The sequence below is a fragment of the Thermostichus sp. OS-CIW-20 genome, assembly GCF_054061455.1.
In genome coordinates, this window is record NZ_JBSSEF010000019.1 from 22,012 (window position 1) to 35,965 (window position 13,954).

At 60.7% G+C, this 13,954-nt stretch carries 13 protein-coding genes; 10 read left to right on the forward strand and 3 right to left on the reverse strand.

The window, feature by feature from the left end; translation table 11 throughout:
• Positions 1-540: 540 nt before the first annotated feature.
• Positions 541-822: an RNA-binding S4 domain-containing protein gene (locus tag ACVWXC_RS08210; RefSeq protein WP_011429702.1), complete on the reverse strand. Its 282-nt coding sequence runs from the start codon at positions 820-822 to the stop codon at positions 541-543.
• A gap of 102 nt (positions 823-924) precedes the next feature.
• Positions 925-2,145, reverse strand: a complete 1,221-nt coding sequence (locus ACVWXC_RS08215; RefSeq protein ID WP_049749719.1) for a serine hydrolase — start codon at positions 2,143-2,145, stop codon at positions 925-927.
• 371 nt (positions 2,146-2,516) lie between these two features.
• Here ACVWXC_RS08215 and ACVWXC_RS08220 point away from each other — a divergent pair, with 371 nt between their 5' ends.
• The 4 genes from ACVWXC_RS08220 (at position 2,517) to ACVWXC_RS08235 (ending at position 4,874) form a co-directional block, all read left to right on the forward strand.
• Positions 2,517-2,849, forward strand: coding sequence for a CHRD domain-containing protein (locus tag ACVWXC_RS08220; RefSeq protein ID WP_011429700.1), 333 nt, complete (start codon positions 2,517-2,519; stop codon positions 2,847-2,849).
• Positions 2,850-3,210: 361 nt separating this feature from the next.
• Positions 3,211-3,348 (forward strand): hypothetical protein, encoded by a 138-nt coding sequence (locus tag ACVWXC_RS08225; RefSeq protein ID WP_041438154.1) that lies wholly within the window; start codon positions 3,211-3,213, stop codon positions 3,346-3,348.
• A gap of 86 nt (positions 3,349-3,434) precedes the next feature.
• On the forward strand, positions 3,435-4,511 hold the full coding sequence (gene mutY, locus ACVWXC_RS08230; protein WP_457392043.1) for an A/G-specific adenine glycosylase: 1,077 nt from the start codon (positions 3,435-3,437) through the stop codon (positions 4,509-4,511).
• 87 nt (positions 4,512-4,598) lie between these two features.
• Complete coding sequence (locus tag ACVWXC_RS08235) at positions 4,599-4,874, forward strand: hypothetical protein (protein WP_041438897.1); 276 nt, start codon at positions 4,599-4,601, stop codon at positions 4,872-4,874.
• A gap of 57 nt (positions 4,875-4,931) precedes the next feature.
• Here the strand turns inward: ACVWXC_RS08235 and ACVWXC_RS08240 are convergent, their stop codons facing one another.
• Positions 4,932-5,264 (reverse strand): hypothetical protein, encoded by a 333-nt coding sequence (locus ACVWXC_RS08240; RefSeq protein ID WP_011429695.1) that lies wholly within the window; start codon positions 5,262-5,264, stop codon positions 4,932-4,934.
• A 91-nt stretch (positions 5,265-5,355) separates the two neighbouring features.
• Between ACVWXC_RS08240 and rnc the strand changes: the two genes are divergently transcribed.
• From rnc to ACVWXC_RS08270, 6 genes are all read left to right on the forward strand, one after another.
• Positions 5,356-6,081 carry a ribonuclease III gene (rnc, locus tag ACVWXC_RS08245; RefSeq protein ID WP_011429694.1) on the forward strand — a complete coding sequence of 242 codons (726 nt, stop codon included), beginning with the start codon at positions 5,356-5,358 and terminating at the stop codon, positions 6,079-6,081.
• 237 nt (positions 6,082-6,318) lie between these two features.
• The gene (ligA, locus tag ACVWXC_RS08250; RefSeq protein ID WP_011429693.1) at positions 6,319-8,340 is read left to right on the forward strand and encodes an NAD-dependent DNA ligase LigA; all 2,022 of its coding nucleotides are present in this window, start codon (positions 6,319-6,321) and stop codon (positions 8,338-8,340) included.
• 542 nt (positions 8,341-8,882) lie between these two features.
• The gene (gene clpX / locus ACVWXC_RS08255; protein WP_011429692.1) at positions 8,883-10,229 is read left to right on the forward strand and encodes an ATP-dependent protease ATP-binding subunit ClpX; all 1,347 of its coding nucleotides are present in this window, start codon (positions 8,883-8,885) and stop codon (positions 10,227-10,229) included.
• Between the two features lie 76 nt (positions 10,230-10,305).
• Positions 10,306-10,965 carry a potassium channel family protein gene (locus ACVWXC_RS08260; RefSeq protein ID WP_011429691.1) on the forward strand — a complete coding sequence of 220 codons (660 nt, stop codon included), beginning with the start codon at positions 10,306-10,308 and terminating at the stop codon, positions 10,963-10,965.
• Positions 10,966-10,976: 11 nt separating this feature from the next.
• Positions 10,977-12,434: a TrkH family potassium uptake protein gene (locus ACVWXC_RS08265; RefSeq protein ID WP_099812346.1), complete on the forward strand. Its 1,458-nt coding sequence runs from the start codon at positions 10,977-10,979 to the stop codon at positions 12,432-12,434.
• A 198-nt stretch (positions 12,435-12,632) separates the two neighbouring features.
• Positions 12,633-13,733 (forward strand): phosphotransacetylase family protein, encoded by a 1,101-nt coding sequence (locus ACVWXC_RS08270; protein WP_099835615.1) that lies wholly within the window; start codon positions 12,633-12,635, stop codon positions 13,731-13,733.
• Positions 13,734-13,954: the final 221 nt, after the last annotated feature.

Below are 13,954 nucleotides of genomic sequence, written 5' to 3' on the forward strand. Positions count from 1 at the left end.
AAAATCCTGCTGCACAGGAGGCTGAGGGGACGCAGGCACAGCGAGAAAAAGAAAAGAAAACTGTTCCCAGCTTAGGTCAGCGGTTGTGGAGTTGGTTGCAGTTGGGGAGCAAGGGCTCGGCTACTTGACCTTGCCGCTCCGCAAGACTTACACAACGCTAAACAAAAACGAACTTTTGTCCAGCGTCGTTGCTTCCTTTCTACTTCCACGACCCATACCTCGTTGGTTGCCCAACCCCCCCTTAGTCCCCCCGTATACGGGGGGATGTAGGGGGGCAGAGGAGTCTTCACAGGCGTAACTTCCCGTCGTTCGCGGCAGCGGGCCGTAGGCCTTGAACACAGTTGGCTGGAAGGGAAGAACCTGTTCACCACAACCAACTGACAGCTCTAGAGCTTGCACTTGTACTCTAGCTGTCGCCGAAACTCATAGAACCCACAGTCAGCAATGCTGCCTACCAACTTGTGGTTCTTGAGCATCCCTGAAACGTAAGGACGCCGTCCCGCTGACGCGAACAGTTTTTCTCAGCAAAACCCTGACTGACTAGAGGCAGACCCGACCTCCCCCTGTGGCAGAGCTCTGGATCCTCTTCCCATCCCAGCCCACCTGCCAAACTTGGCCCGCTACTGCCACCTCATCCCCCAGGCGTAACTTGCGCCCTCGCCGGGTTTCCACCTCGCCGTTGACCCGCACCTGCCCCGCCTGGATGAGCTGCTTGGCCTGCCCGCCGGTGGGCACAACTCCCGTCAGCTTGAGAAATTGATCCAGTTTGATAAGGGGATCCCCTGCTGGAGGAGCTTGGGAAGGGGGAAGAGTCTCGGCCATAACCTCACCGTTCTGGCTTGGATGTTGGCTGATCCAACTTTTTAAGATCCAACTTTTTAATTTTGACGCTGCTGCTCTGCCGGGATGGGCGATCCCCTAGGGCTACGGGCTATCGGCAGCAGCCGAAGCGGTGGGCTCGCCTTCGGCAGACCAAAACTCATAGGCAGCCTGGGAGAGTTTGGCGATTAGCTCTTCGGCTTTGGGATCGTTGGGAGTTTCCCGCTTTACCCACACTGCTGCCACGTAGCGTCGCCCGTTGGGCAAATCGAGTATGCCGGCATCTCCCACCACCGACCTGAGAGTTCCCGTCTTGTGGGCAATGCGCACCTCTTGGCCCAAGTTGGGGCGAAAATAGGAGGGCCGCTGCGTGCGCCAGAGGATGTCCAAAAAGCGGTCGCGGCTGCGGCGGCTGAGCATTCGCCCCTGCTCCACCTGGCTGAGCAGCCAGACCATGTCGCGCGGGCTGCTGGTGTTGGTGCCCTCCAAATCCGGCAGCCACCAGGAAATTTGCGTGTGCTGCAGCCCCCACTGGCGAAACTTTTGGTTGAGGGCTTCCCGACCGCCGAGGCGATCGATGATGAGGTTGGCGGCGAAGTTGTCGCTGATGGTGCTCATGAGGGTAGCTGCCTCCAGAGCAGAGACCCGGGATCCGAGGGGACGGGTCTGCAATACGCCAGCTCCCCCGCCCCTGAGGTCTTCTCTCAAAGTCAGCCTCTCGTCCAGCCGCACCTGACCCGTTTCCACTGCCTGCAAAAAAGCCAGGAGAATCGGGATCTTGATGACGCTGGCGGCAGGAAAAACCTGATCCGGCCTCACCCCGGCAAAGGCGCCGCTTTCCACCTCCCAGAACAGGGCTCCTGCTGTCAGGCCCGGCTGATCGGCCAGAGCAGCCAAGCGCTCCTGCAAAGCGGGGATTTCCTGTCCTCTTAACAGGTCTGTGGGCAAGGTGGAGGGGAGCTCCTGCATCGCATCCTGTTCTGGCCGGGCAGGAGTGGTCGATTGCAGCAGTTGCGATAGGCCAGCCATCGTCAGGCCCAACATCAGGCTGAGGCCCAGGCCTCGCAGCAACACCTCCAACAGGGCCGGAGACCGCCTCAGGCGGCGAGGCTGGGCAGCTCGTTGGCGCATCCGGGCAATGGCTCTTTGGCGAGAGAGGCGCAGCGGTTGGGGGCGGGAAGCCAAGAGGGATCCCTCGGCAGCCGGAGCAGGCAGCAAGTGGCGAGAAGGGGAGGCAGCCTGAGTGAAGCGGCGCTGACGACGCACCGGATCCCGAGACCTTTCTCGAGCTAAGCTGCTGCCTTTCCCCTCCCCTGTCCTCGCCATAAGAACGACTGCCCCAACGAAGGTCTTGATGACCGATATCGCGACAATTTTACTGAACTTGCGCCGGCGAGCCCGGTTCAATTAAACCCACAGATCGGCGAACCTGGCCTGGGAAAGTTTGGCGAGGGAGAGCTTTGGAGCTTGGCCATCTCCGGCCCTCCACCCCTCCTGAGTCGGCAGTCGGGCTGCTTCGACCTCTTGGGAAGCCCCTCGAGAAGAAGATCGCGGAGAAACAGGGGCAACTCCTCAGGCAATCGCGACCTTGTTCTCCGAGGGTGAATCCGAAGCTCGGCCTGCTCCGTACTTGAGGTGGCTTGTTCTCCGACCGAGGAGCTTTTTCCATATTGTTGACGCTTTTGCTGGATTCGGCCTTGCGGCCTCGTTTTGTCTTCAAAACTTTTTGGGGCGTCTGCCTAGCTGCTGACTTGTTTCTCAGCGGCTGCGGGAGCAGCAACTCGGCGACCCCTGCGCCGGGAGCTGTAGTCTCTACGGCTACCTTGACCCTATCTCCTGCTGCCGAAGTACCGCCGGTAGCGGTGCCCAGCTCCGCCAGCGGCAGTGCTGTGGTCACTTTAAACCAAACCGCCCGTACCCTATCTGTTGAGCAGGTCTCCAGCTTCTTGGCCGGGGCCTACTACCTCAACATCCATACGCAAGCCAATCCTGCCGGCGAGTTGCGGGCCCAGGTGGTTTTCCCTCGCTAAACCTGAGAGGCGACTTCTCAGCCGCCTAGGCGGCGCGGAGCCCTGGGAGGGCACCTTTTATACCTGCTGGGCCGGGTGGACTGTCTCTTGCAGGGCCCCGCCGTCGGCAGGTTGTCTAAATAGCAGGGAAGTTGGCTGCCCAAGCCTCTGCCTGGGCGGCTCCTGTGCTCTAACTTTTGCGACCAGCGGAGGCGGTAGGGCTTGCCCGACGGGGATCCCTCTTTGGGGGGCGGCTCGGATCCGGGCCAAATTGGCTATCCTAGAGATGAGGGGGTTGGTCGATAACGGAGTTTCCCCATCGCGACACGTATCCCAAGTGAGATCCTCGACACCCCAAAGCCGAAGCTGGTGGGAGGCAACAATGGCTGACTACAACCGCGGCATTATGAGGTTCAAGGGGGCGGATAGCCCAATTGTGGTTCTGATCTCGGCCAGCATTGTGGCGGGGGTGGTCTCGGCCCTGATCTGGTGGGCGTTGCACTTCGCTTACGCGGCTTGAGATCCCAGGTTCCTTCTCGACGGACTGGAAGAGAGTCCGAGGTTGCGGTTGCTGGCGAGCAGTCGCTAGGTTGGAGCAGCGCAGTTTTGCAGCGCCTGCGGCAGTCCTTGCAGCGTTGGTACTGCCAGCAGGGTCGAGATCTGCCCTGGCGACGCACGCGGGATCCCTATGCCATTTGGGTGGCGGAGGTGATGCTGCAACAGACCCAGGTGGCAACCGTGATCCCCTACTTTCAGCGCTGGATGGAGGCTCTGCCCGGGATCCCAGAGTTGGCGACGGCTCCGCAGCAACAAGTGCTGAAACTGTGGGAAGGGCTGGGCTACTACCGGCGGGCGCTGAATCTGCACAGAGCTGCTCAAATCCTGATGCAGGAACACGGGGGCCAGTTTCCCAGGAATCTGGAGCAGGTGCTGGCGCTGCCGGGGATCGGGCGCACCACCGCTGGCGGCATTCTCAGCGCCGCCTTTGACCTGCCCCTGCCGATTTTGGAGGGCAACGTCAAGCGGGTGTTGGCCCGCCTGGTGGCTTTGCCCCAGCCGCCGGCCCGTTGTCTGCCCCTGTTGTGGCGGCTTTCGCAGCAGTTGCTGGATCCCGAGCAGCCGCGCACCTTTAACCAGGCCCTGATGGACTTGGGCGCGACCATCTGCCGGCCCCGGCAGCCTCGCTGTGGCCAATGTCCTTGGCAGGCCGATTGCGCTGCCTACAATCGAGGTCAACAGCAACACCTGCCTATGTCTGAGCCCCGTCCCTCGCGCCCTCACAAACAGATCGCGGTGGCCATCGTTTTGCGAGGGAAAGAGATCCTCATCGATCAGCGGCTGGAAAGCTCCATGCTCAGCGGCCTGTGGGAGTTCCCCGGCGGCAAAATCGAGCCGGGAGAAACCCCTGCGGAGTGTGTGGTGCGGGAGGTGAAAGAAGAAATCGGCATCGACATTGAGGTGGTGGCTCCGCTGGCCACCATCGAACATGCCTACACCCATTTCACCATCACCCTTATTGCTTTTATCTGCCGCTATTTGCGCGGAGAAGCTCAAGCCCTGCAATGCAGCGAAGTGCGCTGGGTCGAGCCGGCGGAGCTGTCGCAATTTCCCTTTCCGGCAGCCAACCAAAAGCTATTTCCCTACCTGTACGCTTGGCTGGAAGCGCGAGGGCATCTCTTATAATCCGCCAAACTGCTTAAATCCCTCCGGCTTTGCTCGCACAAGACATCCGATAGGATGATAGGTGTCCTGCTGAGGTGAGGCACGGATATGCTTGTCACTCTGGAAAAAGCTGGGGAGATTCTTGCCAAAGGATCCCATACGGCGATTACGACAACAGACGGCAAGATCGCGCTGGTGCCAAAAGGAAAAGAGAACCTTAAGCTGACGGCCGCCGAAGCCATTAACTTGATGTTCTACGTCGTCCGCTCTGCCGACCCCCCAGAAGCAGTGATGGCACAACTGCAAGAGGCCGTTGCCAAGGCGCAAGCCCCTGATCCCGCCGAAGAACGCGCCAGAAGATATCGAGAAATCCGCGGAACTTAGCAGAAGCCGGTCGAGTCGGTTGCTCCAGGGCTCTCTGGACTAACTCGAGTTCCAGAATCAGAGGCTGGCAGGGCTGAGGGGAACCAATTTCCCGTCCGTAGTCAACCCCAGCAGCATCGGCTCCTGTGGCTGGATGGCCTGGCCAGTGAGGGCGCAACGCTGGGGCCGCTGAGCCGTGGCGGGGAAACTGGCCTGAATATCCTCGGCGGTGAGGGTGGCAGCCTCTTGAGAGTGGCGCAAGACATAGCCCCAGAGAATTTCGCGGATCAAGGCCTGGTAGCCCTGGCCGCCGGCCAACGCCTTCAGTCGTTGCTTCAGTTCCCGCTCCAGACGAATGCTGGTCACCTCCATCTCGGTGGTGGGAGTGCGAGGGTGGGCGTGGGCATGCATGCAGGGATCCTCTCCAAAGGCTTATACTACTCCTGTAGCACAAGGTGAGCACTGAGAGCATTCTAGGTGTAGAGATTTTGCCGCAGGTTTTATGGTTGAGCCGATCCCACCTCGTCGCCGCGCCTTAGAGCACCTGCTGAACCGGTTGGGGTTCAAGGATCCCGCCTGGCTGGAGCAACTGCGCTGGGATCTGTTGGATCAAGCTTTGATTCACCCTTCTCTGGATGGCCAGCGCAACAACGACCGGCTGGAGTTCTTAGGGGATTCTGTCCTGCGCATTTTGGCCACTGAGTTCTTGTTCCAGTCCTATCCCCACTTGTCGGTGGGAGAGCTGACCGCAGTTCGCTCGGATCTGATCAGCGATGCCCACCTGGCGGAACTGGCGGATCTGCATGGCCTAGAGCGCTACCTTGAGGTGGGATCCAGCTCCCAAAACGACCTGGCCGGACGGGAGCGGCGCTTAGCCGATGCTTTTGAGGCGGTGTTGGGATCCCTATACCTGAGCTGGGGCATGCACACCCTGGCCCGGCTGCATCCTTGGCTGGATCCCTACTTTCGCCAACGGGTGGAGCAGTGGTTCCAGGATCCCACTCGGCGCAACCCGAAAGCCGCCCTGCAGGAACTGACCCAACGCCTATGGGGCACCTTGCCGGAATATCGTCTGGTGGCTGCCCGGGAACACCCGCCGCACTTCACCATGGAAGTTTGGGGCCACGGCCAATGTTGGGGCCGCGGCGAGGGGCGCTCCAAAAAGGCGGCAGAAATGGCCGCTGCGGCCCAAGCCTACGGGCACTTGCAGTCGCAGGAAATAAGGTAGGCGCCACTACGAGGCGCTCCATGGGTGGCAACCGCTGTGGTAGCCGGCCTCTGCTTCCGGCACCGCCAGCCCGCTTCTACGGGGAGTTCTCGCCTCATCTCGCCTGCAGCTGCAAGCTGGGATCTGCATTGCCCAGCTTTTTGGGGGTTAGGCTGACAAGGGGGCAGAGCAGCGGCAGCCTGAGAGAGATGAGAGCGTTGAACCTAAGCTAGACCTAGCCAACGGTGCAACAAGAGTATGGATCCAAAATTGGAACAGCGCGCCCGCGAGCTGCGCGCTCTGCTGCAGAAGGCCAGCATTGCCTACTACGTCCACGATGCCCCCATTCTGGAAGACAGCGTTTACGACCGCCTCTACCGCGAGCTGCAGGAGCTGGAGCGGGCCTACCCCGAGCTCATCACCCCCGACAGCCCCACCCAGCGGGTAGGGGAAAAGCCCGCCGAGCAGTTCCCCACCGTTTCCCACCGCATCCCCCTCTACAGTCTGGAAAACGCCTTCAACCTGGAAGAGCTAAAGGAATGGCAAGAGCGCCTGTGGCGGGTTCTGGGGCGCACCCCTGAGGAAGGGGAGCTGGAATATGTGTGCGAGCTGAAAATTGACGGCGCTGCCCTGGCTCTTACCTATGTGGATGGGCTGCTGCAGCGGGGGGCCACCCGCGGCGATGGACAGTCAGGTGAGGACATTACCCCCAATATCCGCGCCATCCCTTCTATTCCCCTGCGCTTGGCAACCGCCGCTCCCCCGCCGGTCCTGGAGGTGCGAGGAGAGGCCTATCTCCCCATTGCTGAGTTCGAGCGCATCAACCGGGAGCGATGCTCCGCCGGGGATCCCCCCTTTGCCAACCCGCGCAACTGCGCCGCCGGCACCTTGCGCCAGTTGGATAGCCGCGTGGTTGCCGCCCGCAAGCTCAGCTTCTTCGCCTATGCCCTCCACTGGCCGGAGGGGTGGCCAAGCGGGGATCCCCCCCAAACCCAGTGGGAGTGTCTGCAGCGGCTAAAAGACCTGGGATTGCCCGTCAATCCTCTGTCCCAGGTGTGCCGGGGCCTCGAGGAGGTGGTCCAGTTCTACGAGCGGTGGCGGCAGGCCCAGCTTCCCTATGCCTGTGACGGTGTGGTAGTGAAGCTCAACTCCCTGCGGCTGCAAGAGGAGGCCGGCTTTACGCAAAAATTCCCCCGCTGGGCCATTGCCCTCAAATACCCTGCCCAGGAAGTCCCCACCCGCATTCGCGCCATCGTGGCCAGCGTAGGCCGCACCGGAGCCGTCACGCCGGTGGCGGAGCTGGAGCCGGTTCTTCTGGCGGGCACCACCGTCAGCCGCGCCAGCCTGCACAATGCCGATCGCCTGGAAGAGCTGGATGTCCACATCGGCGACACCGCCATCGTGCGCAAGGCCGGGGAGATCATCCCTGAGGTGGTGGGGATCCTCAAGGAGCTGCGCCCCCCCGATGCCGTTCCCTACCGCCTGCCCAGCCACTGTCCCGAGTGCGGCACCCTTTTGGTTCGCCCTGCCGGCGAGGCGATAACCCGCTGCCCCAACCCAGCTTGTCCGGCCAAGATCAGGGGGCAACTGCAGCACTGGGCCAGCCGCGACGCCATGGATATCGAGGGCCTGGGGGAAAAGCGGGTGGCCCAGTTAGTAGAAAAGCTGGGGGTGCGCACCGTGGCCGATCTCTACCGCCTCACCCCGGAACACTTGGAGAGCCTGGAGGGGATGGGATCCCGTTCCAGCCAGAAGCTGGTGCAGGCCATCCAGCGCTCCCGTCAACAGCCCTGGGAGCGCGTGCTCTACGGGCTGGGGATCCCCCATGTGGGGGTGGTGACCGCCCAGATTTTGGCCCAGCATTTCCCCGCCCCAGAACTCTTGGCCCAGGCCAGGGCTGAAGACATCGCCCAAATCTACGGGATAGGGGCGGAAATTGCCGAGGCGGTGGTGGCCTGGTTTGCCGATCCCGCCCACCAGAAGTTGCTGCAGGAGCTGCGGGAGCTGGGGATCCCTGCCCTGCCCCGGCAAGCGGCCCCTGCCGTCTCCCAGGTTCTGGCTGGGAAGAAGTTTGTCATCACCGGCACCCTGCCTACTCTCTCCCGCCAGCAGGCCAAGGCTTGGATTGAAAGCCGCGGCGGCAAAGTGACCGCCAGCGTCAGCCGCCAAACCGACTATGTGGTGGTAGGGTCGGATCCCGGCTCCAAACTCAAGCAGGCCCAGGCTTTGGGGATCCCTCTCCTGAGCGAGGCGGAGCTGCTGGCGTTGGATCCGAAGTGATCTCCATCCTTGACGAGAAAAAATTTGGGAAGGCCGGCTTGTCCTCGCCCTGGCGATGGTTTATCATGCGATTCTGTGAGGAGTGGACGCCAGAGGGGGAAGAGGACGAAACACGGACAGTCCCTTCCCCTTTTTGGTGCTCAAGATCTACCCTGGTTCCGCTCCAGAGGGTATCCAACCGAACCAAAAAGCCCACTTGCTTCCGACGACCGTCTCTGCCAGAGTTAGGAACATTCCACTATCATGAGAGTAGCGGAGACGCATGTTTCCGTTCACTCCTCACACCATCCGCCGCTCGACGTCGAGTCGGGCGGTTTTCTTATCAACTTTCTATCCAATCGCCGCAGAGCTATCCTCTACAGCCGGCTTAGGAAGCCCACAAGCTGGAAGGAAGTGCTAGACTAGTAGGTCAGTAAGTTCTGTCCCTTCAGTATTCCTACGCCTCTGCGGCCGCGCCCCACGTTTAAGCAGCACCAGAGCGTCCTCTCTTTCCTGGAATTCGCCGAACACAATAGCCAAGAGCAAACAGCAACGAGGATCCCATGGCCAAGCATGACTCCCACCTGAGATGCTCCTTCTGTAATAAGTCCCAGGATCAAGTGCGTAAGTTGATTGCGGGGCCGGGGGTCTACATCTGCGACGAGTGTGTGGAGCTGTGCAACGAGATTTTGGAGGAGGAACTCTACGACGGCAATACCCCACCTGCCACAGCCCCTGCTGCCAGCCGTCGCGAAACCCCTAGAAAATCCTCTCGCAGCTTGCCTTCTCTGGCACAGTTGCCTAAGCCGCGCGAGATCATGCGCTACCTTGACCAGTACGTGATTGGCCAAGAGAAGGCCAAGAAGGTTCTGTCGGTGGCGGTTTACAACCACTACAAGCGGCTGGCTGCTAAGGCCAACCCCAACAGCCTCGGAGCTGCGGAGCTGGATGAGGTGGAACTGCAAAAGTCCAACATTTTGGTCATTGGCCCCACCGGCTCCGGCAAAACCCTGCTGGCCGAAACCCTGGCCCGCATGTTGGATGTGCCCTTTGCCGTTGCCGATGCCACTACCCTCACCGAAGCCGGCTACGTCGGCGAAGATGTGGAAAACATCCTGTTGCGCCTGCTGCAGGTGGCGGACATGGATGTGGAAGAAGCCCAGCGCGGCATCATCTACATCGACGAAATCGACAAAATTGCCCGCAAGAGCGAAAACCCTTCCATTACCCGCGACGTTTCCGGCGAAGGGGTGCAGCAGGCTTTGTTGAAGATGCTGGAGGGAACTATTGCCAACGTGCCTCCGCAGGGAGGGCGCAAGCACCCCTACCAAGACTGCATTCAAATCGACACTTCCAACATTCTCTTCATCTGTGGGGGCGCTTTTGTCGGCCTGGAGAAGGTGATCGAGCAGCGCATTGGCAAAAAGTCGATGGGCTTTATCAAGCCAGGGGAGCAGCTAGCAGTTACCCGTGAGCAACGCCTGGCCGATGCCCTCAAGGCGCTGGAGCCGGAGGATTTGATCAAGTACGGCATGATCCCAGAATTCATAGGGCGGCTGCCGGTGGTGGCTACCCTGGATCCCCTGGACGAGAAGGCCCTCGAGGCCATCTTGACGCAGCCTAAAAATGCCATCCTCAAGCAGGCCCAGAAGCTGTTGCGCATGGACGGGGTGGAGCTAGAGTTCGAGCCGGCTGCCATTTCTGCCATTGCCAAGGAAGCCTACCGTCGCAAAACGGGGGCGCGGGCGCTGCGGGCCATTGTGGAAGAGCTAATGCTGGACGTGATGTACGAGGTTCCCTCTCGCCGGGATATCAAATACGTGCGCATCACGGCCGAGATGGTGGAGCGCCGTTCCACGCACGAGCTGATCCCTCACCCTTCCACCCTGCCTAAACCTGAGTCTGCCTAGGGTCACAGCCCTGCTGGATCCCGCTGCGTCGGCATATGATCAGTGTTTGGTCTTGCAAGGAAGGGCAAGGGGGCGCATGGGGCGGGCGGATCGCGAGTATGCGGTGATCGGTCTGGGACGCTTCGGCACGAGCTTGGCCCTCACGCTGATGGAGCGAGGGCACAATGTTTTGGGGATCGACCGCAGCCGGGAGATTGTGCAGCGTCTGGCGGATCAGCTAACGCAGGTGGTGGCGCTGGATTCCAGCGATGAGGATGCCCTGCGGGCGGTGGATATTCTCTCCTTCGACACCGTGGTGGTGGCCATCGGCAGCGATTTCGAGAGCAATCTGTTGACGACGGTGGCCCTCAAGAGTTTGGGGGTGCGCAACGTGGTTTGCAAGGCTTCGACAGAGCGGCAACGCTCGATTCTCTTGCGGGTGGGAGCGGATCGGGTGGTGTTGCCGGAGCAGGAGGCGGGGCGACGTTTGGCTCAGGTGCTGACGGCACCAGGGATCCTAGATCAATTGGAGCTGGAGCCGGGTTACAGCATCACCGAGCTGGAGGTGCCGGAGGCGCTGGTGGGCCATACGCTGGCGGAGTCGGACTTGCGTCGCCGCTTCGGCATCACAGTTTTGGTGGTGAAGCGAAAACAATCGTTGGTGGTTTCTCCCCCGGCAGATTACCTGCTGGAGAAGGGGGATCTGCTGGTGGTGCTGGGGGCCAATACCAACATCTCGCGGCTGAACGAGATGTAACGGGGGATCCGATGAGAGAGGGCTGCGTCCCGCCGCCGCAACCCGAGGGGGCTGAGGGATGGGTGTCTCCCCGATCTTCAGGAACCCCTCGCCCGACGCTGCCTCAGTCCTCTTGGATCCCGGCCAGTCGCTTACACCGGCTCTTTTTTGGGGACAGGCGTCGCCCGCTGCCGCCGCCCCTGCGCCTGGTCGCGGGGTTGGGCCTGCTGGCGGTGGTGGGGACTTTGCTACTGATGCTGCCGGGAATTGGGCGCGGGGATCCCTTGAGCTGGAATGAGGCGCTGTTTACGGCCATGTCCGCCCTGAGCGTAACGGGTCTCTCGACGATTGTGGCGGCGGAGGATCTCACTTTGTTCGGCCAGATCGTGTTGCTGCTGTTGATCCAAATTGGCGGGGTCGGCTTCATGGTGCTGGCGGTGGTGGTCTTTCAACTGCTCGGGCGGCGCATTTCCCTGCTCAACCGCTTGGCGCTGTGCAACTCGCTGGGCCTGATCGATCCGGGGGCTATTCTCGAATTGACGCGGCGGGTGTTGATCGGGGTCACCCTGATTGAGCTGGGCGGAGCTTTGCTGCTCTGGGTGCACTGGCGGGATCTCTACGGGCCGGAGCGAGCAGTTTTTCTGGCGATTTTTCACGCGGTCTCGGCCTTTTGCAATGCGGGGTTTGATCTATTTGGCGCCGAAGGGATCCCTACGGATGGCCTGTCGCTGGCGATCTTGGCGGCTCTGATTTTTATCGGCGGCTTGGGCATCCCGGTTTTGTCGGATCTGCTAACTTGGCCCCGGGGCCACCGCCCCTCTCTGCACACCCGCATCACCCTGGTCGTGGTGGTGGTCTTGCTCTGCACGGGCGGACTGGGGATGTTCTTGGCCGAGAGCTTGCCCCAGGGATCCTTGCAGGAGGTAAGCTGGCCCCGCCGCTTGGGCCTGACATTTTTTCAATCGGTTTCGGCCCGTACCGCCGGGTTCGCCGGGATCCCCATTGAGGATTTGACCCCGGCAAGTCAGTTGTTGCTGATGGCTCTCATGTTTATCGGGGCAGCTCCGGCTTCCATGGGGGGTGGCATCACCACCGGCACCTTGGCAGTGTTGGTGTTGGCCTTGTGGGGCTATGCCCGCGGTTTGCCCAGCGCCCAGATTGCGGGGCGCAGTTTGGATCCCTCGATGGTGCGCAAGGCAGCAGCGGTGTTGACCGTCTCTCTGTTCGTGGTGCTATTGGCAACTTGGCTGATCTTAATTACCCACCACCACAGCAGGCTGGATCCGGTGCTCTTCGAGGTCATCTCCGCTTTTGCTACCTGTGGCCTCTCGACGGGGTTCACGGGGGAGCTGAATTTGTTCGGCCAACTGATTATCGTTTTGGTGATGTTCTGGGGCCGGCTGGGGGCGTTAACCATTGTCCTGGCTTTGGCCCAGCAGCAACCGCGTCAGTTGGTGATCTACCCGGAAGAGCCAATTTTAATCGGGTAATCTCCTGACCAGAGGACAAGGAAATCCAAAGGGGGAGAGCAGAGGTTGGAGGTGGTTCCCCAGCTCACAGCCCCGCCGGGAAATCTCCAGCTTCCCTCGGAGGCAGCCCCGAGGTTTCCCCCAAGCGGCCTCCGCTAGACTGAGTAACAGGTAACCTCAGCTACACCCTCGTTGTCCCTTGCGTATTGGGAGCTTTCCGTGTCCAAGTTCCTCCTAATCGGTTCTACCGAACCTTTCAGCGGCAAGTCGGCGGCTGTCTTGGGTTTGGCCAAGCATCTGCAGCAACAAGGAGTGAAAATTACTTATGGGAAGCCGCTCGGATCTTGCGCCCGGGAGGATGGATCCCCGGAAGGGATAGACCCGGATATGCGCTTTGTAGCGGAGACGCTGCGGCTGACCCAGATGCCACCCATGCTTTTCCAGCTCGACGAAGAGGCGTTGCTGACCCATATCCAGCAGTCTCCGGGGGAGCCAGATCCCGCGCGCTCTGTCGCCCCTCTGCTGAAGTTTGCCACGGGATCCGCTGCGGATTTGATCCTGCTAGAGGGCCCGGCCGATCTCTACGAGGGCGAGTTGTTCGGCCTCTCCCTGGCCAAAATGGCCCAAGCCCTGGATGCTCAGGTACTGCTGATCAGCCGCTACCATTCCCCTTTGGCGGTCGATTCTCTTCTCTTTGCCCACCGCCAACTGGGATCCCATTTGGCCGGCGTGCTGCTCAACGATGTGCCACCCGACCAGATGGAGCCGGCAAAGACCATCGTTCGACCCTTTCTGGAGGCGCAAGGGATCCCGGTTTTGGGCATTTTGCCCTCCCACCGCATTTTGCGCAGCATCAGCGTTGGGGAGCTGGCGCGGCAACTGGAGGCTGAGGTGCTCTGCTGCCCGGATCGGATGGACTTGATGGTCGAAGACATCGCGGTGGGGGCGATGAATGTCAACTCCGCCTTGAAGTACTTCCGCAAGCTGGAGCACAAGGCGGTGATCACCGGCGGCGACCGCACCGATATTCAACTGGCCGCCCTGGAAACCTCCACCCTCTGCCTAATCTTGACCGGCAAGCTGCCTCTGGATCCCCGCATCCGGGCGCGGGCCGAAGAACTGGAAGTGCCGATCCTCTCCGTGGATCTGGATACCTTCACCACCATCAATCGCATCGAGCGGGTTTTCGGCCAGATCCGCCTGCACGAGGAGGTTAAGGTTCGCTGCATCCAGGAGTTAATGTCAGCAAACTTTGACTTTTCCCGCCTTTATGCCCATCTGGGCCTGACACAATCCCTAGCGTCGGCAGCAGGTGCATAAAAAAGTTATCTAGGGCTTCTCTACATCTAGCCCTTAGTAAGGCATATGTTCAGATGAGAAACACTATCTGTAACCAAGGGGGAACAGATTTTCTCTACCGTCCTGATTTCTAGTGTCTGGCGCTTGCTCCCGTTTGCAATGATTTCTGCAAGAAAACGCAGAGATCGTTTGCCATTTGCGGCTACCCACCGGCTTCAAGAGATATCATGCAAGTATTCATC